The sequence below is a fragment of the Winogradskyella algicola genome (assembly GCF_005869935.1).
In the GTDB taxonomy this organism is placed as follows: Bacteria; Bacteroidota; Bacteroidia; order Flavobacteriales; family Flavobacteriaceae; genus Winogradskyella; species Winogradskyella algicola.
On the sequence record NZ_SZQF01000005.1, the window covers coordinates 226383 to 250465 of the forward strand.

Below are 24083 nucleotides of genomic sequence, written 5' to 3' on the forward strand. Positions count from 1 at the left end.
TTAGTAGAAGTCCCGTATAATGTATGCCTCAGAGCACCTTACGGGATTTCTCATTTATAAAAAGTACCTAAAGCTTTAGGTACTTTTTTATTTGCATAGATATGTCTTCAGATATATTCAACTTAAGTACTAACAAAAAATATACTATTAATATTACAATAGACTTCAGTGCGATATTTACAACAGGGTGAAATGGAAATTCCCAAAAATACATTGCCAGAGCTATAACTAACAGTAACAAACCAATTTTCAATGTAGCTATAGAAAACGGCTGAACATTAAGTTTTTGTTTTACAAAAAGTAGCTTAATTGTGTTGTAAATCACGACAGCTAAAAATGTTGCAAATGCAGAGCCTTCTATTCCATATACAGGAATAAAAATAAAATTGAGAACTATAGCCAAAACCGCTAATAAAACACCAAAAAACAGAACCATCTTATAATAATCGCTATTAAATAAAATAGCATTGTTATTTCCTAAACTATTGTCATATAGCTTAGCAAGACTTACTAGGAGCACCACAAATAATCCACCTGTAAATTCTTCTGGAAGAATTTTATAGAGCTCATTGATATTCAGAATAATTAAAAGAAATATAAATCCGCTTACAACTAATAAACTAATAGAGCTACGCTTATAAAGATTTTCAAGTGAACCTATATCTTTTTCATTGAGATATTTTGCCGTTAGAGGCATCATGATTTGATGCATAGACCGTTGTGGTACAGCAATAACCGTCGCAATAAAAATAGCCACACTATAATAGGCCACTTCTTCAATGTTTTCTAACATTAGACCAATCATAAACTTATCTATATCTAAAATAAGCATGGCTACAGAGCCAGCCACTATCATTAAAATTGAATACTCTATGATTGCCGACAGACCTTTGATTTTTTGAAACTTTAACTTTGGAAATCTTACTGTGCAGGCATACAATTTCATAATCATCATACGTAACACATAAACGACGACTAAAGCCAATATAAATTGATCTGCTGTTAACCATTCTAGATATACCAAAATAAGTAAAATCATTATTGCCACACGATGAAAAATTTCTTTCATTACATTGCCAAAAACAGTTTTTAGTTGAACCTTTGACCATGCAAAGAATATCTCGAAATAAGCCATGGCTACAGCTAATATGAAAATATGCCAAAGGTAATTTCCTGCAATATTATTTTCTCTTGAAAGTAGACTTGAAAGACTCTCATAAGACAACCAACCAATGATTACAGCCGGAATTATAAAGACAAATGGTAAAAACAGCATTAAGGTTAAAAAACTATTTATGCTATTTTGTGTTTTGAAAGTAGAATAGTATTTAATAATGGCATTATGTACTCCAAAAGCCATAAAAGGCATCATAATATTGGCTGCAGATAGCAAAAACGCAACCAAACCATAATACGCATCGGTTAAAAAGTTAGTGTAAAGAAAAAGCGTGTTTATAGCACCAATACCAAAACCTATGTAAGTACTAATAGTATTTTTAAATGATTGATTTAATACGATTCCCATTACCGCAAAATACAACTTATGATATTAACTTGAAGATTACATCGCTTTTATAATAGCACTCAAACGTTCTGTTAATGCTTTTCTACTGTATGGCTGAAGACCAATAGCATTTACATTGAGGCTATTTTTTTGATAGGCTTCAAAATACTCTAATATTTGAATCTTTAATTTTTCTTTCTGATTATAATTAAAATATACACCAGTATTAGTTTTAGTTATAATCTGTTGCACATCAGAATCATCTGGACCAATGGCAAGTATTGGTGTTTCCGAAATTAAATATTCAAATAATTTACCAGGAATAATGGCTTTAGTGTCTTCTGAATCTATTTCTATCAACAACAATAAGCGTGATTGCATTTGAAATTTTATAGCATCATCATGACTAACATAACCTACGATATTTGTATGATTTTTAAGTCCAGAATTGTGAATAGACTCTAATACATCATCACTTACAACACCAATAAGGTTTAATTGAAATGCTTTTGAAAACGATTCGTTTTCAGAGATGAGTTCAGACAAAACCTCCCATAAAACTTTTGGATTTCGATCCGATAACAAAGAGCCAATATGAGACAACGTGAATTTTACGTCCTTCTCTTCCACTCTAACCGAATGAGTATCGTAACCATTAGTTATAACCGAAATAGGTTTGTTGGTTTTTGTTTCAAACTCATTTTTAGTATGGTTGCTGGTAACAACAATTTCATCAGCAGAATTTAAAACCTCTGTTTCTAATTCAATATGTTTTTGCTGCGATGATTTTGTAAGTTTCAAGGCTTTGTGATAACCTATCGTAGTCCATGGATCTCTAAAATCTGTTATCCATTTAATATTCAAGCTTTGTTTTAATATTAAACCTATAACATGCATGCTATGAGGTGGTCCAGTAGTGATTAATGTGTTAACACTATTCTTCCTAATATAATTTGAAAGAAACGCAACCGATGGTTGAATCCAATTTTTACGCGCATCTGGAATAAAGAAATTACCACGCACATACAGCATCATTTTTTCTACAAAAGATTGCTTTTTAGCCTTCGGAATAACACCAGAACTAATTTTTTTAGAGCTCTTTTTAGATAAGAAACTTGCCAATTGGTATGGCTCTTTAATGGGCTGTTTTATGATTGTAACGTCCTTTGGAATTTCATTTAACAGACTCTCATCAACTATAGGGTAATTAGGATTTTGAGGACAATATACAATGGGTTCTATATCAAACTCAGGTAAGTATTTTACAAATTTTAGCCAACGCTGTACGCCTGGCCCTCCAGCTGGTGGCCAATAGTATGCAATTATGAGTACTTTTTTAGAATTCATAATTTAGAAGAGCTACACAACTTCTTTTTCTTTCTTAAACTGAAGAAATACACCTAACAACACTAAAACACCTAAAATAGCAGAACTTGCTAAGGCTATTTTACTTCCTGTTTCTACAACTTGTGGTTCAAACTTAAACTCAATAGTGTGTTTACCTGCCGGGATTTCCATACCTCGTAACACATAATTAACTCTAATATGCGGTTTTAACTCACCATCGATATAGGCATTCCAACCATCTTTATAATAGATTTCAGAGAAGACAGCAAAACCATTGTTTGTATTATTAGATTCGTATTTAAGGTAATTAGGCTTAAATTCTTTAAGCTCGATTGAAGCTGTTGAGTCTATTTTGAATTTTGAACTTTCGGGATAACTACTATATTCAGACATCGTAGTAACTGCCTTTTGTTTGGTATTCAAACTATCTAAAGCCTTAATTTCTTCATTGGCATTTGATAATTCTTCTAACTCACCAACAAACCAAGCATTACCATTAGCGTCAGGATTTTCATAAGGAAATATCTGCCCTTGATCTTCTGCAATAATATACTTGGTATTAAGCATATTAAGCACATTCATATTGTTATTGTAAATATGAAACTCCATTAAATCATTATAGCGTCCTAGCTTGGCAGCATGATAACCGAATAACGAATTATGAAAATAAGCCGCTCGTGCTGGTTGGCGTTGTCCTTGAGTAGACATATCTAGCACTCTGTAATGACCTTTATCCTTTAATATTTCTTTATCTGCTGCATTAGGCTGATATGGTCTATCTACTTTTAATGCTGAAACGAAATCATCGTTATTAACATAGTTTCTGTTAAATGACACCAAGTCAAAAAGAATTAAAACAGCGAAAACAACAACTACTATATTTTGAGTTATTTTTTTCTTCAAGAAGAAATAAATTGTTCCAGCAGATAACAATACTAAGACTAAAGATCTTATTGTATCAGAATTAAACAGAGCTTTTCTGTCTTCAATTAAAGCATCTACCAACATTTCTGGTATACCTTGATCTCTGAAACTTTCAAAATCAAAAAATACAGATTTAAACAGTAAGAATATAAGGCATAAACCACCCGTAATTGCAACTGTATATTTTAGTGCTTTTACTTTTTGTTCTTCCTTTTCAAAATCATTAAACAATCGAACTAAAGCAAAAACACCAAGTACAGGCACACATAACTCAAGCAATACTTGTATAGAGGTAACAGCTCTAAATTTATCATAAAGTGGTACATTATCTATAAAGAAGTTTGTTATAAAACCGAATGGTTCTGTTTTTCCGTAAGACAACAACAACGAGAAGATTGTACCAGCTACCAACCACCATTTCAACCTTCCTTTTACCAAGAACAAGCCAAGAACAAACAAGAATAAAATTACCGCACCTACATAAGCCGGAGCTTCTACAATAGGTTGATTTCCCCAATACATTGGTGCATTTTTAGAAAGTTCTAATGCCTCAATTGGTGAGGCTCCCATGGTTACATAAGTTTTGTAGGTTTCAGAGTTTTTACCGATGTCTTCTGTATTTCCACCTCCCATAAAACGAGGAATGAATAAATTGAATGTCTCTGCAAGACCGTAACTATATTCTGTAATGTAATCCTTGTCTAAACCGGAAGTAGCTTCTTTTGCTGAACCGTCAGGATTTATGGTGAGTTCACTTTTACCTCGCATGCTTTCTTTAGCATACTCTTGTGTTGCCATTAAGTTAGTTGCATTAAGCCCAACAGCTAGCAGAGCAGCAATTGTCAATAATCCAACCGACTTAAAATAATGAGGTAAAACTTTCTTTTTGTAAGCATCAATTAAATATACTATTCCCAAAATTATGACCAAAAACAAAAGATAGTAGGTCATCTGAAAGTGATTGGCAACAATCTCTAACCCTAAAGCAATAACAGTTAGTAAAAACCCGAGAATATATCTTTTTCTAAAAGTGAGAATAATTCCCGCTAAAACCATCGGCATATAAGCAATTGCATGCGCCTTGGCATTATGCCCTACACCTAAAATTATAATGAGATAGGTTGAAAAACCAAAAGCTAAAGCACCAAGTGCTGAAAGTTTAAAATCAACCTTAAGAGATAAAAGCAAAATATAAAATCCAACGAAATAGAGGAACAGATAATCTGCTGGTCTTGGTAAAAATCGTAATGCTAAATCAAGTTTTTTGATGTAATTGTGTGGATACTGAGCTCCCAGTTGATATGTTGGCATACCACCAAATGCACTGTTAGTCCAATACGTTTCTTCACCAGTAGATTGCGCAAAGTCTTTTTGTTGTTGTGCCATACCAATGTAGTGCATTATATCACTTTGAAATATTTTTTTGCCTTGTAAAACCGGACTAAAATAGGCTAATGATAATATTACAAACCCTAAAAGAACAAGGATGTGTGGTAAAATTCGTTTGAATGAAAATGACATGAAAAAGTATCTAAAATAATTCAGATTGAAAAGTACTTAAAATTTAATGACAATCTCAAATTTGAGACCATTAAAATCAATCTATTTCTTCGTAGTCTATATACTCACCTACTTCGTCATTAGAAGTTTTTTGACGATTTGGCATCTTGTCTATGACAGTTTCACCTTCTCTACGTTTTTGCTCGTTATGTTGCTGTGACTGATTTTGAAATCCACCAAATTGCTGTCCAAAGCGTTCTTCGGCTTTTTTGGCAACATATTTCATAAGAAAAGGTGCAAAAAGTCTTGCTAGAATCTTCAGCCCATACCAAACTAGAAGAATAATTAATATTGTTCTCAATAATCCCATAAGAGATGCTTCGTGTACCATAAAGAAAGTAATGTCCAAAAATACAATTATACTTACTTATATTCCGATATATTTCCTTAAAAAATCTATAAAATCTATATATTTGAACCTAAACCAAGAAACTATGAGAGTTGTCAAACCCCTTTTTATTCTGCTTACAGCACTAACCTACAATATATCAAATGCTCAGTACACAGAAGTTATTAACTCTAACCGTCCAGGTGTTTCAGAAAGTGCGTTTTCAGTAGGCACTAATGTTGTACAAGCCGAAATAGGAGCTTTTACTGTAAAAGAAGAGCATACGCCTTTACAATATGAAGTATCAGGTTTTGGAATAGACTTTTCAATTAGATATGGCCTATTATTTGAACAACTCGAAATTTCTTTAGATGGTGTTTATCAAAACGATACTTTTACCAACAATAGTGCTTCTGTACCTTTTGAAGACAAGCGTGCTAATTTTAGAAACTTAACCTTAGGTGCAAAATATCTAGTTTACGATCCGTATAAAAATGCTGAAGAAGCTAAGCCTAACCTATACAGTTATCATGCAAACAGAAAATTTCAGTGGAAATCCCTGATACCAGCTGTTTCTGTTTATGCTGGCGCAAATTTCGATACAAAAAACAATCCTTACACTGCACCAGATGTTGAAGGATTTAGTCCTAAAGTAATGATCGCAACCCAAAACAACTTTAATGGTGGATGGGTATTTGTTATGAACTTAATAAAAGATAGAATTGGTTCTGATTTTTCTGATTTTCAATACATTTTCACACTTACGCATTCATTCACACCTCAATGGGTTGTATTTGGTGAAGCACAAGGTATAAACAGTGACTTCTATGCTGACAATATTTTTAGAGTTGGTGGCGCTTATTTATGGGACAAGAATTTTCAACTAGATGCCAATATTGCTTTTAACACCAAAGACACGCCTTCAGTTTTCAATATTGCATTTGGAGCGTCTTACCGATTAGATTTTCATAAAGACAAGGAAATTGACAATGGTAATGGTAACACAGGTAATTTTAAGAAAAAACGAAAAAAGAAAAAGAAGAAGAAAAAAGAAGATGATTTTGACTCTGATGGCTTATAAATTTCTACATGATTACAGTTAAAGAAGTAACCGATAAAAAAGGCCTAAAAACCTTTGTAAAGTTTCCGTTTTCACTTTATAAAGACTCAAAATACTGGGTTCCGCCAATTATAAAGCAAGAATTAGAAACGTTTAACAAGGATAAAAACCCAATATTTAAAGATGCTGAAGCTAGGTTTTTCTTAGCTTATAAAGGAAATACCGTCGTTGGAAGAATAGCTGCGATTGTAAATTGGCTAGAAGTTAATAAACAGCAAATAAAAAAAATGCGCTTTGGTTGGTTTGATTTTGTTGATGATATGGAAGTCAGCAAAGCTTTATTAGATACCGTTGAAAATATTGGACGCAATCATAATCTTGAATATACCGAAGGACCTGTCGGGTTTTCTAACCTTGACAAGGTTGGTGTTATGACCGAAGGTTTTGACAGCATTGCACCAATGATAACTTGGTACAATCATCCGTATTATGTAAATCATTATACGGCTCATGGTTATGCTATTGAAAAAGCATATTCAGAAAGTACATTTCCTTTTAAGAACGTAAAACCAGAAACATTTAAAAAGGCTCAAGAACTTATAAAGCGTAGATATAAACTAAGAGCTTTAAAGTTCACAAAGACTGAAGAAGTAATGCCTTATGCAGATAAAATGTTTGATTTGTTCAACGAAAGCTATGCATCTTTATCGTCATTCGTTGAAATTACAGATATTCAAAAAGAATATTTTAAAAAGAAGTTTATCAGTTTTGTTAATCCTGAATATATAAAGTTTGTTGTAGACGAAAACGATAAATTGATTGGTTTTGCTATTGTAATGCCAAAGTTTGCTGAGGCGCTTCAAAAAGCAAAAGGCAAACTATTTCCGTTTGGATTTAGACATATTTTAAAAGCCAAGAAAAATAGTAAAGACGTAATTTTTTATTTAATTGGAATACATCCAGACTATCAAAATAAAGGTGTTCATGCCGTTATTTTTAACGAATACTATGAAACCTTTACCGAAAAAGGTATTGAAACTTGCTTCAGAACACCAGAATTAGAGGACAATGAAGCTATTCATAAAATATGGAAACACTTTGATCCTGTTGTTTATAAGCGTCGAAAAACATTCAGAAAAGATTTATAAAAGAAAAAGGCTCTGTAATTAAACAAAGCCTTTTATATTTTTAACTTAAAAGAATTATTCTCCCATTGCAGCAGTTAATGCCGCAGACATTTTTTTGTAAGTACCATTTTCTAAACGCTCTCTAATAGCATCAAAAGCATCTAAGGTTTCTTTTACATCTTGCAAAGTATGTGTTGCAGTAGGAATCATTCTCAATAGAATTAATCCTTTAGGTATTACAGGGTAAACTACTATAGAACAGAATATTCCGTGATTTTCACGAAGATCTTTTACTAAAGCCATAGCTTCAGGAATACTTCCTTTTAAATATACAGGAGTAACACAACTTTGTGTTGTTCCGATATCAAAACCACGTTCTTTTAAACCAGACTGTAACGCATTTACAATTGTCCAAAGATTTTGCTTTAATTCTGGCATGGTACGTAACATGTCTAGTCGTTTTAATGCACCAACAGTTAGTGTCATTTGTAATGACTTAGCAAACATCTGAGAACGTAAATTATACTTTAAAAAGTCTATAATCTCTTTGTCCCCAGCTATAAATGCACCAGTACTAGCCATAGACTTCGCAAAAGTAGCAAAATAGACATCTATATCGTCTTGTACACCTTGCTCCTCACCCGCACCAGCACCAGTAGCACCTAAAGTTCCAAAACCATGTGCATCGTCTACTAAGAGTCTAAAATTGAATTTCTTTTTTAATTGTACAATTTCTTTTAATCTACCTTGCTCACCACGCATACCGAATACACCTTCAGAAATCACTAAAATTCCACCACCAGTTTGCTCAGCCATTTTTGTAGCTCTCTCAAGGTTTTTCTCTAAGCTCTCAACATCATTATGCTTGTATGTAAAACGCTTACCCATATGCAAACGAACACCATCAATGATGCATGCATGCGCATCTACATCATAAACAATGATATCATCTTTAGCAACTAAAGCGTCTATGGTTGACATAATACCTTGATAACCAAAGTTTAACAAATAAGCAGCTTCTTTATTAACAAATTCAGCAAGTTCATTTTGTAACTGTTCGTGTAAATCTGTATGACCAGACATCATACGCGCTCCCATAGGGTATGCAGAACCATATTTAGCAGCAGCCTCAGCATCTACCTTTCTTACTTCTGGATGATTCGCTAGACCTAGGTAGTCATTTATACTCCAAGTGATCACTTCTTTTCCTTGAAATTTCATTCTATTCGAAATTTCTCCTTCTAACTTTGGAAAGACAAAATAACCTTCTGCCTTAGCAGCCCATTTTCCCAAAGGTCCCTTATCTCGATAAATCTTTTCAAATAAATCCTTCATACGTTGCGATTGCTATTAATTCTTCTATCCTAACGTTAAGGTATTAAAACAGAAGTTAACATTATATTAGTTTTATTAGTTGAAGCAAAATTAGGCAATATTATTATGATTGCATAATAATATTTAACCTAACTATTCACTAAGTTTTAAACATAAAAAAGCCCACCTTAAGCAGGCAGGCTCTATATTTTTAGTTAATTATTTACTTTATATATTGGATTGTCGTAGAAACTTCGTTTTTACTATCAAAGAATCCTTGGTCTTCCATCCATTTATCACTGTAAACCTTACTCATATAACGCGAACCATGATCTGGGAAAACAATAACAATTTTATCTGTTGGCTTAAACTCTCCTTCTTCGTTTAATTGCTTTACAGCTTGCATTGCAGCACCACTCGTGTAACCAACAAATAACCCTTCAGTATTAGATACCTCTCTTGCTGTATGAGCACTTTCTTCATCAGTTACTTTTATAAATCTGTCGATAACATCGAAATCTGTAGCTGTTGGTATTAGATTTTTACCTAGACCTTCAATTCTGTAAGGGTAAATCTCTTTTTCATCAAACTCTCTTGTCTCATGATATTTCTGTAATACAGAACCATAAGCATCTACACCAATTATTTTTACGTTTGGATTTTGCTCTTTAAGATACTTTGCAATTCCAGAAATGGTTCCTCCTGTACCACTGCAAGCAACCAAATGTGTAATCTCGCCATTGGTCTGATTCCAGATTTCTGGACCTGTAGAATTGTAATGCGCGTCAATATTTAATTGATTGAAATATTGATTGATGTATATAGACCCTTTTATCTCTTCGTGTAGTCGCTTTGCCACTTGATAGTAAGATCTTGGATCGTCAGCGTTAACGTGGGCAGGACATACATATACTTTAGCACCCATAGATCTTAGCATATCTATTTTATCTGCTGAGGATTTAGAACTTACAGCCAAAATACATTCATAACCTTTTATGATGCTTACCATTGCTATACTGAATCCTGTATTACCAGACGTAGTTTCTATGATAGTATCGCCTGGTCTTAGAATACCTTGACGTTCAGCTTCTTCAATAATATGTAGTGCGATTCTGTCTTTTGAGGAATGACCTGGATTAAAAGCTTCTACTTTAGCATAAAATTTGCCTTTGAAGCCTGCGGTCATTTTATTTAACTTGATAAGTGGTGTACTACCAATAAGTTGTAATACGTTATCAAATACATTTTTGTTTTTGTCCATAAATGCTATTTAATTAGGCGTAAAAAATACACTCTAAAACCTCGCAAAACTAATGATTTTTTTTTAAATCAACTCGAAATACCTTCTAAATCTAACAGAAAGGCGAATTCTTCTGCATCTTCTTTTATGCTTTCAAAACGTCCCGAAGCACCACCATGACCAGCTTCCATATTAGTTTTTAGATAAAGTTTGTTATCATCTGTTTTTAGATCTCTTAGCTTGGCAACCCACTTTGCCGGTTCCCAATATTGCACTTGAGAATCGTGTAAACCCGCTGTAACTAACATGTTTGGATAGTCTTTTATTTCTATGTTATCATATGGTGAGTAAGATTTGATGTATTCATAGTATAGTTTATCATTAGGATTTCCCCATTCATCGTACTCACCTGTTGTCAGTGGAATTGAATCATCTAACATCGTAGTAACAACATCTACAAAAGGTACAGCTGAAATAATCCCATTATAAAGTTCTGGTGCCATATTAATAATTGCTCCCATTAATAAGCCACCAGCACTTCCTCCCATAGCATACAAATGCTTTGAAGATGTATATCGTTCTTTAATTAAGTGAATTGAACACGCTATAAAATCTGAGAATGTGTTTTTTTTCTTTAAAAGTTTTCCATCTTCATACCATTGTCTACCTAAATACTCACCACCTCTAACGTGCGTTATTACATATATAAAACCTCTGTCTAGTAAGCTTAGACGTATGGATGAAAAATAAGGATCTACAGTAGAACCATAACTACCATAAGCATATTGTAATAACGGGTTATTTCCATCTTTTTTTATTCCTTTTTTATACACTATTGACATTGGTATTTTAGTTCCGTCATCTGCTGTTGCCCATATTCGCTCAGATGTGTAGTTTTCTTTATTAAATTTTCCGCCTAAAACTTCTTGCTCTTTTAATACTTTTTTAGTTTTAGTTTTCATGTTAAATTCTATAACAGAGGCAGGCGTTGTTAAAGCATTGTAAGCATAACGCAACGTCTCTGTATCAAATTCTACATTAGTTGTGGTGTATGCAGTATAAGTTTCGTTATCAAATGGCAGATAATAATCTTGTTTATTATCCCAACGTATTATCCTAATTTTATTAAGTCCGTTATCACGCTCACTAACTACGAGATAATTTTTAAAAATATCTATGTTTTCTAAGAGCACTTCTTTTCTATGTGGTATGACTTCTTCCCACTGATCTAATGATCTGTTTTTTTCTGGGCATTTCATTAATTTAAAGTTAGTCGCTTTATCTTTATTTGTAAGAATATAGAAATAACCATTATAGTGCGAAATACTATACTCCAAGCCTCTTACACGAGGTTGAAAAACTTCAAATTTACCATCAGGATTATCTGCATTAAGAATATGGTATTCATTAGTTAAAGTACTGTAACATGCAATGATGATATATTTTCTTGACTTTGATTTGTAAACTGTCGTTCCGAAGGTTTCATCTCCTTCTTGAAAGATTAAAGTATCTTCTTCTTTAGAACCTAGTTTATGTCTAAAGATTTGATATGCTCTAAGGGTTATTGGGTCTTTTAGTGTGTAAAACAAAGTTTCGTTGTCATTTGCCCAAGTCGAAGATCCTGTTGTGTTTTCAATACTATCTTTATATACTTTGTGAGTTGCTATATCTTTAACCTGAATGGTGTATTGTCTTCTACCACTTGTGTCTATACCATAAGACACTTTTTTGTTATCCGGACTAATACTTATACCTACAAGTTTAAAATAGCTTTGCCCTTCTGCCATTTTATTACAGTCAAACAATAATTCTTCAGGGTTTTCAAGAGATTCTTTTTTTCTGGTATAAATAGGATAATCCTTACCTTTTTCAAATCTTGTGATGTACCAATAACCGTTGTATTTATAGGGCACAGAAGAATCGTCTTCTTTTATTCTGGCCTTCATTTCTTCAAATAAATCCTTTTGAAATGCTTTGGTATGTGCCATTTGAGCATCACAATAAGCATTTTCGGCTTTTAAGTAATTGATAACTTCAGGATGTTCTCTATCTTTCATCCAGAAGTAATTATCAACTCTCACATCACCATGTTTTTCTAATTGGTGAGGTATCTTTTTGGCTATTGGCGGATTTACCGCAGAGTTTTTACTCATATTGTTTTAAGAAAATTTTAATCTAAAAAAGTGGCGCAATTTAGTAATTTTGCATCGTAATTTTTAAAAGACAAAGATATGTTTGGAGATATGATGGGAATGATGAGCAAATTAAAAGAAGCTCAAAAAAAAGTTGAGGAAACTAAGGAACGTTTGAATACAGTTTTAATTGACGAAACTAGTAGTGATAATAAGTTGAAGGTAACGATTACTGCAAATAGAACAATTAAATCTATTTCAATTGATGATGAGTTACTAAAAGACAAAGAAATGCTTGAAGATTATCTTATCCTAACTCTAAATAAAGCCATTGAAAATGCAACAAATGTAAACGAAACTGAAATCGCCGCAGTTGCTAAAGAAGGCATGCCAAACATAACAGGTATGGATATGTTTAAATAGTTTTTATAAGTTTTTAAGGGTTTTCAAAACTTCTTCATGCATATTGTTGGTGTAATCTAAATGCGTAACCATACGCAGTTTATTACTTCCCATACCAATAATATGTATGTTTTTTTCTTTTAGTTTATTAAGATATTCTGCTTCGCTGATTGTATCATCTACCTCAAAAATGACAATATTAGTTTCTATTGGCTCAACTTTTTTGATATAGTGCAATTGAGATAAAACCTCTCCTATCTCTTTTGCCTTTTTATGGTCTTCGCTTAAACGTTCTACGTGGTTGTCTAGAGCATAAAGCCCAGCTGCAGCTAAATAACCAACTTGTCGCATTCCACCACCAAGAATTTTTCTTACCCGTAAAGCACCATCCATAAGCTCTTTTTTTCCAATGAGCACAGATCCTATTGGACAGCCTAATCCTTTACTTAAACAAACAGATATAGTATCGAATAATTGCCCAAATTGTTTAGGATTTTCCTTTTTTACGACAAGTGCATTCCAAAGTCTTGCGCCATCTAGATGATAACCTAATTTATGCCTATCAGCAACTTGCTTAATTTTTTTTAGTTCTTCATAATCCCAACATGCACCACCACCTTTGTTTGTAGTATTCTCAATGGCTATTAGAGACGTTAATGGACTATGGTAAAAATCTGGTGGGTTTATTGCAGCCTCTGCCTGTTCTGCATTAAACATACCACGATGCCCATTTATTAATTTACAAGATATTCCACTATTAAATGAGGCGCCTCCGCCTTCATAATTATAGATGTGAGCATATTTATCACAAATAACTTGTTCGCCAGGATTGGTGTGTAGCTTTAACGCTGCTTGATTGGCCATACTTCCTGTAGGAAAAAACAATGCTTTATCCATACCAAACATATCTGCTAGTCGCTCTTCGAGAGTGTTTACTGAAGGGTCTTCTTTATAAACGTCATCACCAACTTGTGCAGACATCATAGCTTTTAACATGTCTTTTGTTGGTTTTGTAACCGTGTCGCTTCTTAAATCTATTATCATAAACTTATTTATCTTTTGTAAAGATAATATTCTAAGACATTTTCTTTTTTAGAATTTTTGAAGATATAATGTTATTGGTTCGCCACATAAACTTACACCATAAAACTAAAGGATCTTTTATTATAAATCTAAATGGTGTACTGTTGTATAAGTAGTTAATATTAAAAATTAAAAATGGATTTCTTTTGAGGCGTTTAACCAAAGCTTTAAGGTGTAAAAAAGTACCACTTTTAACAGCTCTAAATTCAATTTCTTTATTTAAGGTAGACAAGCAATATAAGTATGGAAAATTAACTCCAGCTAAAGCTGATGCTTCTGTATTAAGCCAAAATCTTGGGTTAATTTCGATGACTTTATAAGTGTTGTCTGTTTTATCATATCTAAAATCTATGTTGGCAACACCAGACCAGTTTAAAGCCTTCATTAAATCCCTCATTAATTCCAAGAGGGCATCATCATGAAAAAAACTGAATTCATGCTGAGGGGTTACTTTAACACTTTTAACCAAAGCAGCTTTTTGCATTGTGTAGGCTTCAATTTTGCCGTTATTACACAATACATTACATGTTACATCAAAGCCTTCAATAAACTTTTGTAGCAGTACAGGATAATCTATACTATTTTTATTAACATAATCTAATAACTCTCCCCTACTTTTAACAAACCTTACACCCATTCCACCATTGAAACCAAAAGTTGGCTTTGCTACTAAAGGAAAATTCAAACAAACTGTACTATAATCAAGATTTGAATTTATAACAACACTATCAGGACAAGGTAAATTATTAGACTTTAAAAAAAAGTATAACAGATCTTTATGTAGAGCAGTTTCAAAGTTAGAAAGATTAGGTAGAGAACAAAGCTTAGATTTATTTTTAAGTCTGTTAATGTGTTCTAAAATTCTCTTGGTGCTAACATCAAAAATTGGCATGATAAGGTCTATGCTAAAGTCTTCAACTGTTGCATCTATTTTCTCTATCCATTCCTCAGGTGTGGTGTTTTTGTAATGGATAAATTTTTCAATAAAGCGTGAACGCTTAAAACAATTATTATCTATGGAATATTTAAAATACCGCCTCTTATGAGAAGACAAGACATAAATCTTTACACCCTCAACAAGCGATAGACTGTGCACCACATTAGAAACTAAGGTGGTTTCACCATCAGGGATAAGTACAGAAATAGTGTTGAGTTTATTATTCATTAACTAAAATTTGGAGCAAGCTCATAAGTATTAAGAACACAAAAAGCACATATACATGGATCTTTATCTTTATTTCAAAAAATCTGTTCAAAATTAAATAATTAAATACCATTTAAAATTTTCTTCGACAAATGGAATACTAATTCAGTTTTGCAAAAAAATGTTGATATGTCGATTAAATTTGACGTTCATCTATTCAACTAATAAATCTTCTATTTCGTCAATTTTTTAGCATGTTAACACTTTTAACAAATACTTTTACAAAAATATTAATGCTATTAACCTAAATTAATAATTATGAAACACATTACTAAATTAGTATTGCTTGCAGTGCTTGTAATTTTTGCCTCATGTCAAAAAGAAAGCACCCAAGACATTGAAAGCCAGCAACAGGCCGCCTTAAGATTTGATGAAAAAGGGATGGTTGTATCAGATGGTGAAGAAGACAAGGAATTAATGTTCAACGAAAGAAGCGAAGACCTTGTTTCCCCATCTGAAGGCTTCACAATAAGTGGAGAAAGCTATGGAAGCAACAATACAGATTGTACTCCAGACTTACTAGATACTGGTTTTGGAAGTTCAGTAAACATCGAGGTTTTAAATAAACCAGGTAACAATGGTTATTTTGACATTTCTATAGATGGTGCTGATGTTATACAAGCTTATTGTTCTGATAGATTACCTAGTTTAGGTGCTGATGATGACTTTATTGATTTTACACCAGTATCTACTTATGATTCTTCTATTTTAGCAGGAGGAGCATTTGAAGATGTTTACACAAATCCACAAAATTTTGATAAAGTTAACTGGATTTTGAACAACATAGACATCACAGGATCACAATACACTTATGGCCATGTACAATATGCTATTTGGAGACTCATTGAAGGTCCATTTAATAACGACTTCACAGATTTCTTAACACCAGTTCCTGGCGATTGGAATAGAGTTACTGATAATGCTTTAGGAGATGAAATTTATGATGCAGCAGTAGCAAATGGTGAAGGTTATACACCTGGATGTGGAGAAAAAGTTGGAATTCTTTTAATTCCTGCAGATTTCGATAATGTACAAGCATTATTAATTTCAAGAGATATACCAGAACCAGAATGTAATGATTGTATCGGTAAAGTAGACCAAATAACTTTTAAATGGGATTGGCACAACGATTACAGAGTAAGATTATACCAACGTTACGAAAACACTTGCTATGCTGTTAAGATATTTGACGGTGTTGTAGGTCAAGACGATGAGATGGCTGTTAGTGGTGCAAACCATAACGGTACTTTTGGTAAGTGGATTTATGTATATGTAGGTAACTGCTACTACACAAAGTTTAAAGTTAACTGTCACTTAAACATAGGACCAGGTTACAAGCGTGGCGTTGTTGAAGTAGTCAGTGGTACAAGTACTGCTGGTGGAGAATTATGTGAATATGAGCCTCCAACTTACTACTGCTGGTGGTGGTAATCACTCATTGATTCCAAACTTTAAAGAACATAAACCGTCTAAGTTAAACTTGGGCGGTTTTTTATTTCTGTACAAAAAGCTTTTCAAAAATTATGGCACTTTTATGTATGGCTATTATATTTGCATAAACTTATATATTTATGGTAACATCAGATCAAATAAAAGATCTTAATTCCCGTCTAGACATACTTAGACAATATCTTTGACTTAGATACTAAGCTCATAGAAATTACCAACGAAGAAGAACAAACCTTTGACCCCACCTTTTGGAACGATTCAAAAAAAGCCGAACAGGTAATGCGATCTATAAGAGAAAAGAAAAGTTGGGTTAACGATTTTAATGCTGCTAACACACTTTTTGAAGATTTAGAAGTTATCTACGAATTCTACAAAGAAGATGAAGCCTCTTTGGAAGATGTAAAGAATCGATTTGAAAAAGCTGTTAATGCTATAGAAAAGCTTGAGTTCAAAAACATGCTTTCTGAAGAAGGCGATAGCTTAAGTGCTGTTTTACAAATAACAGCTGGCGCTGGTGGTACAGAATCGTGTGATTGGGCAAGTATGCTCATGCGCATGTACTTAATGTATGCTGAAAAAAGCGGTTTTAAAGTCAAAGAGCTCAATCATCAAGAAGGTGATGTCGCTGGTATTAAAACAGTTACATTAGAAATTGAAGGTGATTATGCTTTTGGATGGTTAAAAGGCGAAAACGGGGTACATCGTTTGGTAAGAATTTCACCTTTTGATAGCAATGCAAAACGTCATACAAGTTTTGCTTCAGTATATGTATATCCATTAGTTGATGATTCTATAGAAATAGAGATAAATCCTGCAGATATAGAAATAACAACAGCACGATCTAGTGGAGCTGGTGGGCAAAATGTAAATAAAGTAGAAACAAAAGTTCAACTATTACATAAGCCAACTGGAATACAAATTCAATGTTCAGAAACGCGTTCTCAGCACGATAACAGAGCTAGGGCAATGCAAATGCTTAAATCTCAATTATATGAGATAGAACTTCAAAAACAAATGGCACAACGCGAAGATATTGAAGCTAGCAAAATGAAGATTGAATGGGGAAGCCAGATCAGAAACTATGTTATGCATCCTTACAAATTGGTTAAAGATGTGCGTACAGCACACGAAACTGGTAATGTTGACGCTGTTATGGATGGTGATTTAGAGACATTTTTAAAAGCATACCTTATGATGATGGGACAAAAAAGTGATGAATAATGAATTTTTAGAAAACTATTGGCATAAAAATTGAACAATTAATCGTATGATAACAATTTACCATAATCCAAGATGTAGAAAATCTAGAGAAGGTCTAACCCTACTAGAAGAATCTGGAAAAACTTTTGAAATTATAAAATACCTTGATGATTTATTAGATAAGGAAGCCCTTACTGAGATTATCTCTAAATTAGGGATAAAACCAATTGATCTAATTAGAAAAAACGAAGCTATTTGGAAATCAGACTATAAAAACAAAGAATTATCAGACGCGCAAATCATTAATGCCATGGTTGAGCATCCCAAATTAATAGAAAGACCTATTGTTGTTCATAGCAACAAAGCTGTAATAGGCAGACCAAAAGAATTAATACTAGATATCATATAATTCTATAATCATGAGAGAAATAATATTATTAACTTTAGCACTACTCTTGGGTTTTAGCATACAAGCTCAAACTCGTAGAGATCGAATGGGAAATCCCATAGTTAACCGAGAACCAACAGAAGAAGAAATAGCAAAATATGAACAAAAGTTAGAAGAGCGTAAAGATGAATTTATTGCAAATTTCATAACAACACTAGAGGCTGATGATTTTCAAAAAGAAATTATTAAACAATATCTTAATTCTTACTTTGAAGCTAAAAAGGAAGTCTTAAAAGTAAAGTACGAGCGCATTTTCGACAGAGATCAAGCCATAAAAAAATTAGATGAATCTCACTTTAAAGACCTAGAAGAGTTAATATCAGAAAATGATATGACCAAAATTAAAAACATGATTAAAGGTGACTTTGATGAAGATGAGGTTAAGAAGAAAAAGAAAAAACGTAAAAAGAAAAAGAAAGATAAAAACCAATAGCTAACAACTATTCTAAAATTGAAAATCCATATTTTCCTTTAACATAAGATTAACCTTATGGGGCGCAAGTAAAAGTAACTTTGCTCATCTAAAAAGCAAAACTACTAACCACTTGTGATGAAAATATATTTACCCCTATTCCTAATCTTACTGTTTAATTTCTCATTATCTTTTGCTCAAAAGGATATAAAAATTGAGGGTAAAGTTGTCGAAGAAGGCACTAATATTCCGCTCGAATATGCTACAATAACCATAAAAAACACGTCAGGCGACAAAGTTATTACAGGTGGTATTACAGATACTGATGGAAACTTTAAGCTAAACATAGAGCCTGGCACCTACAACATTTACGTTGAGTATATTTCATACAAACCAAAAGAATATTTAAACAAAAAACTAGATAAGTCCATAAATCTAGGTACAGTTAGCTTGGCTCTAGACATAGCCTCTTTGGACGAAGTTACCGTAGTTGCCGAAAAAACAACAGTAGAAGTAAAACTAGACAAAAAGGTCTACAACATAGGACAAGATTTAACCACAGCTGGTGGTACAGTGAGTGATGCTTTAAATAACGTACCTTCTGTTTCTGTTGATATAGAAGGTGGGATAAGCCTTAGAGGTAACGAAAATGTTAGAATTTTAATTAACGGAAGACCCTCTGCATTAGCAGGTTTTGGTGATACTAATGTGTTAAGTCAATTACCCGCAGAAGCTATTGAACGTGTTGAGGTTATCACCTCGCCTTCTGCTAGATATGATGCAGAAGGTACAGCCGGTATTTTGAATATTATATTAAGACAAAAAGAAACACTTGGCTTTAATGGATCATTCAACTTCACCATCGGTAATCCTGATAATATAGGACTTAATTCTTCTATTAATTACAGAACCGAGAAATTCAACATATTTACCAATCTGAGTTGGCGCTATTTTGATGCACCAAGAACCAGTTTTACAGATGTTACTTATTTTGATCGTTTGGTAGATGGTGAAACTATAGAACCAGAATTTAGACGAATCATTGAAGACCAAGATGTAGAACGTCTTAACAGAAATTACAACGCCAACATAGGCATGGAATACTTTATAGATGAATCATCATCCATAACTGGTGGTTTGTTTTATAGATTAGGAAGCGATGCAGATCTGTCATTAAATAGCAGTGAGCGATTTAACGACGGAACTGTTGTTGAAGAGACCTTGAGACGCGAAAAAGAAACTGAACAAGACAACAGCTATCAGATAACACTGAACTATGTAAAGCGTTTTGGAGAAGATAGCGACCATAGACTTACAGCAGATTTTCAATATGAAAATGACTCTGAAGATGGGTTTACCAACCTTAACGAGGATTATATCACAACCGACCAAACTGATCCAGAACCTTTTCAACAAGAACAAGAATTTACTGAAGAGGTTCAAAAAGAGTATCTTTTACAAGCCGATTATGTATTGCCAATAGGTGAAGATTCTAGATTTGAAGCTGGCTACAGAGGTAATTTCGAAAATGAAATTACAGATTATAGGCTAGAACAAGAAAATATACTCACAGGTAACTTAGTGGTAAATGATACCATTACTAATATTTTTGATTATGACGAAAATGTAAATGCTGTTTATACACAATATGGCTCTAAATTCGGTAAATTCTCATTTCTTTTAGGACTCCGATTAGAGCATACGCAACTAAAAGGAAAAATTGATTCTAGGTTAACTGATGATGAATTGGTAGAAGCCTTTGGTTTTCCTATACAAACAGATTTTGACAACAATTATCTAGGTCTTTTTCCTACTGTAAACATTATTTACAATTTAGGAGATGATGACAGAGACTCTGAAGAAAGTATCACTTTTGGATATAACCGAAGAATTAACAGACCAAGAGGTTGGTTTATAAACCCTTTCCCTACCCGTTCTAGCAGAACTAATGTTTTTCAAGGAAATCCTAATTTACAGCCTGCATTTGCAAGTGCTTTTGATATTGGTTATTTAAAAAGATGGGATGATTTTACACTAACAACGTCTGTATATTACCAATACGAAACTGATTCTTTTGAGCGTGTCCAAGAAAACACAGGTCAGCAAACCACAGATGGTATAGATATTATTAGAACCATACCAATTAACTTATCAAATAACGCAAGAACTGGTGCCGAGCTAGGTATATTGTACAATCCTGCTAAATGGCTACGACTAAACTCTAGTTTCAATTTTTTTCAGTTTGAAACAGAAGGTGAATTTAACGGTGTAGATTACAGTGCCAAAAACACAAGTTGGTTTGCAAGATTTAGCTCAAAGGTGATTCTACCATGGAAAATTGACTGGCAAACCAATGCAAACTACAGAGGTGCATTGCAAGATGCACAGTCAGATACCCAAGGCATCTTATCCATAGATTTAGCTCTCAGTAAAGAACTTTTTAACAACAGTCTTACCCTATCATTAAACGTGAGAGATTTACTCAATTCCAGACGACGTAAATCTGTGACCACAACAGATTTCTTTAACCGTTTTAGAGATTCGCAATGGAGACAAAGACAAATAAATTTTTCTGTTATCTACAGGTTTAACCAACAACTTAACAAGCGCGATCGTTCTGGAAGAGGTAACGGAAACAATGGTGATGATTTTGATTTTGAAGGATAAAAAACCTATAGCATTTTAGCAATAAAAATGACCTTTCTCATATAGAAAAGGTCATTTTTTAGTTAAATTGCTTACATGAATACCATAGCAGAGCGTATATATGATTATTTAAAGGGTTTTCCTCCATTCAATTTATTAACAAGAGATCAACTTTTATCAATTTCAAAATCAGTTGATGTTATTTATTTAGAAAACAATCAGTTTCTTTTTGAGATTGGTCAGCCTGTTGTTAATCATTTTTATGTTGTGCGAAATGGTGCAATAGGCCTATTTAGAGCAAATAATAATCTTGTAGACAAATGCGATGAAGGCGACATTTTTGGTCTTCGTGCTCTACTCCGCAGAGGCGAATACAAACTCAACGCAAAAGCTATAGAAGAAAGTATTGTTTACAGTATCTCTCTTGAAAATTTAGAAACCTACATAACCGCCAATGCCGATGCAAGTCAGTTTTTAATGGCGAGTTTTGCTTCAAATGTTAGGGTTAAAAACACAGAAGACGACGACTTTATTGAAACCCTTCAGCATTCGTCAGAATATACGTATTTACAGACAGCAGACTATTCTAAAAATCCTATTACCTGTTGCATTGACACTAAAATAAATGAAGCTGCAAGCATTATGACTGAAAAGCATGTAGGTTCTATTGTAATTACAAAAGAAAATAAGCCTATTGGGATTATTACAGACAAAGATTTAAGAACACAAATTGCGACAGGCAAACATTCTATAGAAGATTCTGTTTCTAGAATAATGTCTTCTCCTGTTATAACCTATCCTGAAACTATTACTGTTGCGGAAGCTCAAATCGCCATGTTAAAACATAAGATTACACACTTATGCATTACTAAAGATGGTACAAACGATTCAGATTTAACAGGAATCCTTTCTGAACATGACATCATTGTTCTCAGGGAGAATAATGCTTCTGCGTTAATTAAAGAAATTAAAAGAAGCCGTTCTGCAGAACAGCTTAAAGATATAAGACAACGTACAGAAAAATTATTAACACGTTATTTAGAACAAGATATTCCGATAGATTTTATTTCAAGATTAGTATCTGCTATAAACGATACTATAACACAAAGAATAATTGCTTTTTCTATCACCAAAATGGATAAAAAACCACCAGCACAATTTGCATGGTTAGCCATTGGAAGCCAAGGTCGGCAAGAACAATTATTAATGACAGATCAAGATAACGCATTAGTTTTTGAAAACGTTAAAACCGAAGAATATGAAAATACAAAATCATACTTTTTAAAACTATCAGATTACATAAATAAAGATTTAGAAATAGTAGGTTTTGAATTGTGTCCAGCAAAAATGATGGCCAATAACCCAAAGTGGTGTAAATCGGTTTCAGAATGGTCTCAACAATTCAATAGTTGGATTACTACCCCTGACCAAGACAATCTTATGCTTTGCACTATTTTCTTTGATTATGAACATGTTTATGGAGACGTAGAACTTGTGAGTAAATTATCTGAAAGTATCTTTGAGAGTATTGATAATCACGACATTTTTTTAACCTATTTAGGTAGAAATGCACTACAGAATCCACCACCCTTGAGCTTTTTCAGACAGTTCCTAGTAGAAGATGACGGAGAACATAAAGACCAATTTGATATTAAGGCACGTGCTATGATGCCTCTAGTGGACGCAGCAAGATTATTAATGCTTTCTCACAACATAAAAGCTGTAAATAACACAATAGAACGCTATGAAAAACTCGTAGAACTAGAACCTCAAAATAAAGACACCTATTTATTTTGTATAGAAGCTTATAAAAATCTTTTAACCTTTAGAACAGAACAAGGTCTAAGACATAATGACTCAGGTAGATTCATAGATTTAGAATCCTTAGACAAAGGTAATCGTCTACAACTAAAGCGTACTTTTAAAGCAGTAAAGGATGTACAAGAACTTATAAAAATGCGCTTTAAACTATCTCAACTACTCTAAAATGAATTGGTTTAAACGCAAATCGTATCCAGAATTTTGGGAGAACTACAAAAATTCCTTTTCAAAAGCCCAAGAGCAAAATATTGAACACATACGATTTGTAGTTTTTGATACTGAAACTACTGGACTCGATACTAAAAAGGATAGAATATTGTCTATTGGATGCATAGCCATTGAAGGCCTAAAGGTAAAAGTTTCAGACCAATTAGAATTATATGTCAAACAAGAGACATTTAATGCTGACACTGTAAAAATACATGGTCTTTTAAAAGAAGGAAAACTTATTAAAGTTGAAGAATCTGAAGCTATGTTACTTTTCTTGGAATATATTAAAAATGCCGTTTTAGTGGCGCACCATGCTGCATTTGATATTGCTATGATCAATACAGTTCTTACAAGATTAGGATTACCAAAACTAAAAAATCGGGTTTTGGACACAGGGCAAATCTTTCAAAAAACAAAACTAGATACTAGCAAAACTCATTTTGGCCTAGATGAATTATCTAATCGATTTAATATACCGCTTCACGATAGACACACAGCATCTGGTGATGCCTACATAACTGCATTACTATTTTTAAAATTAGTTTTTAAGTTAAAATCAAACTCTAAAATTAGCTTGAGTGATTTGGAAAGGATTCCTAGACGTATTGGTCTTTTGTAACCAATATTAAAAAAAACACATTCAAAATTGAATGTGTTTATATTTCTTGGTTG

Annotated in this window: 19 protein-coding genes; 10 read left to right on the forward strand and 9 right to left on the reverse strand. The window is 33.1% G+C overall.

The genetic code is table 11. The annotated features are described in order from the left end of the window. Positions 1-67: 67 nt before the first annotated feature. The 4 genes from FC091_RS09800 to FC091_RS09815 all read right to left on the reverse strand — a co-directional run bounded on the left by FC091_RS09800 (position 68) and on the right by FC091_RS09815 (position 5666). Positions 68-1525: an oligosaccharide flippase family protein gene (locus FC091_RS09800; protein ID WP_138434098.1), complete on the reverse strand. Its 1458-nt coding sequence runs from the start codon at positions 1523-1525 to the stop codon at positions 68-70. Positions 1526-1561: 36 nt separating this feature from the next. Continuing rightward, a complete protein-coding gene (locus FC091_RS09805) occupies positions 1562-2851 on the reverse strand; it encodes a glycosyltransferase family protein (RefSeq protein WP_138434099.1) in 1290 nt (429 codons plus the stop codon). A 12-nt stretch (positions 2852-2863) separates the two neighbouring features. Then, positions 2864-5296 (reverse strand): YfhO family protein, encoded by a 2433-nt coding sequence (locus FC091_RS09810; RefSeq protein ID WP_138434100.1) that lies wholly within the window; start codon positions 5294-5296, stop codon positions 2864-2866. Between the two features lie 76 nt (positions 5297-5372). Continuing rightward, on the reverse strand, positions 5373-5666 hold the full coding sequence (locus FC091_RS09815) for a DUF4834 family protein (protein WP_138434101.1): 294 nt from the start codon (positions 5664-5666) through the stop codon (positions 5373-5375). A 103-nt stretch (positions 5667-5769) separates the two neighbouring features. Between FC091_RS09815 and FC091_RS09820 the strand changes: the two genes are divergently transcribed. Further along, positions 5770-6744, forward strand: coding sequence for a transporter (locus FC091_RS09820; protein ID WP_138434102.1), 975 nt, complete (start codon positions 5770-5772; stop codon positions 6742-6744). Positions 6745-6752: 8 nt separating this feature from the next. Then, positions 6753-7871 (forward strand): GNAT family N-acetyltransferase, encoded by a 1119-nt coding sequence (locus FC091_RS09825; protein ID WP_138434103.1) that lies wholly within the window; start codon positions 6753-6755, stop codon positions 7869-7871. A gap of 54 nt (positions 7872-7925) precedes the next feature. On the opposite strand, the gene FC091_RS09830 is transcribed toward FC091_RS09825, so the two are convergent. From FC091_RS09830 to FC091_RS09840, 3 genes are all read right to left on the reverse strand, one after another. Then, positions 7926-9185 carry an aminotransferase class I/II-fold pyridoxal phosphate-dependent enzyme gene (locus tag FC091_RS09830; RefSeq protein WP_138434104.1) on the reverse strand — a complete coding sequence of 420 codons (1260 nt, stop codon included), beginning with the start codon at positions 9183-9185 and terminating at the stop codon, positions 7926-7928. Positions 9186-9387: 202 nt separating this feature from the next. Then, positions 9388-10425 (reverse strand): PLP-dependent cysteine synthase family protein, encoded by a 1038-nt coding sequence (locus FC091_RS09835; protein ID WP_138434105.1) that lies wholly within the window; start codon positions 10423-10425, stop codon positions 9388-9390. A gap of 68 nt (positions 10426-10493) precedes the next feature. After that, positions 10494-12557, reverse strand: a complete 2064-nt coding sequence (locus FC091_RS09840; protein WP_138434106.1) for a S9 family peptidase — start codon at positions 12555-12557, stop codon at positions 10494-10496. Between the two features lie 78 nt (positions 12558-12635). On the opposite strand from FC091_RS09840, the gene FC091_RS09845 reads away from it, so the two are divergent. After that, complete coding sequence (locus FC091_RS09845) at positions 12636-12959, forward strand: YbaB/EbfC family nucleoid-associated protein (RefSeq protein ID WP_138434107.1); 324 nt, start codon at positions 12636-12638, stop codon at positions 12957-12959. Positions 12960-12962: 3 nt separating this feature from the next. On the opposite strand, the gene FC091_RS09850 is transcribed toward FC091_RS09845, so the two are convergent. Next, the gene (locus FC091_RS09850) at positions 12963-13982 is read right to left on the reverse strand and encodes a threonine aldolase family protein (protein WP_138434108.1); all 1020 of its coding nucleotides are present in this window, start codon (positions 13980-13982) and stop codon (positions 12963-12965) included. Between the two features lie 31 nt (positions 13983-14013). Continuing rightward, positions 14014-15186: an ATP-grasp domain-containing protein gene (locus FC091_RS09855; protein ID WP_138434109.1), complete on the reverse strand. Its 1173-nt coding sequence runs from the start codon at positions 15184-15186 to the stop codon at positions 14014-14016. A 297-nt stretch (positions 15187-15483) separates the two neighbouring features. Here FC091_RS09855 and FC091_RS09860 point away from each other — a divergent pair, with 297 nt between their 5' ends. The 7 genes from FC091_RS09860 to FC091_RS09890 all read left to right on the forward strand — a co-directional run bounded on the left by FC091_RS09860 (position 15484) and on the right by FC091_RS09890 (position 24030). After that, complete coding sequence (locus FC091_RS09860) at positions 15484-16656, forward strand: hypothetical protein (protein WP_138434110.1); 1173 nt, start codon at positions 15484-15486, stop codon at positions 16654-16656. 140 nt (positions 16657-16796) lie between these two features. Beyond that, positions 16797-17895 (forward strand): peptide chain release factor 2 gene (prfB, locus tag FC091_RS09865; protein ID WP_138434111.1). Its coding sequence is split into 2 segments (ribosomal slippage): positions 16797-16859 and positions 16861-17895, totalling 1098 coding nucleotides; the frame shifts between segments, so codons are not numbered across the junction. A 46-nt stretch (positions 17896-17941) separates the two neighbouring features. Then, a complete protein-coding gene (gene arsC / locus FC091_RS09870) occupies positions 17942-18283 on the forward strand; it encodes an arsenate reductase (glutaredoxin) (protein ID WP_138434112.1) in 342 nt (113 codons plus the stop codon). Between the two features lie 10 nt (positions 18284-18293). Next, positions 18294-18755 carry a hypothetical protein gene (locus FC091_RS09875; RefSeq protein WP_138434113.1) on the forward strand — a complete coding sequence of 154 codons (462 nt, stop codon included), beginning with the start codon at positions 18294-18296 and terminating at the stop codon, positions 18753-18755. Between the two features lie 117 nt (positions 18756-18872). After that, the gene (locus FC091_RS09880) at positions 18873-21401 is read left to right on the forward strand and encodes a TonB-dependent receptor domain-containing protein (RefSeq protein WP_138434114.1); all 2529 of its coding nucleotides are present in this window, start codon (positions 18873-18875) and stop codon (positions 21399-21401) included. A 75-nt stretch (positions 21402-21476) separates the two neighbouring features. Further along, complete coding sequence (locus FC091_RS09885) at positions 21477-23366, forward strand: DUF294 nucleotidyltransferase-like domain-containing protein (RefSeq protein WP_138434115.1); 1890 nt, start codon at positions 21477-21479, stop codon at positions 23364-23366. Position 23367: 1 nt separating this feature from the next. Continuing rightward, complete coding sequence (locus tag FC091_RS09890; protein ID WP_138434116.1) at positions 23368-24030, forward strand: 3'-5' exonuclease; 663 nt, start codon at positions 23368-23370, stop codon at positions 24028-24030. Positions 24031-24083 lie beyond the last annotated feature (53 nt).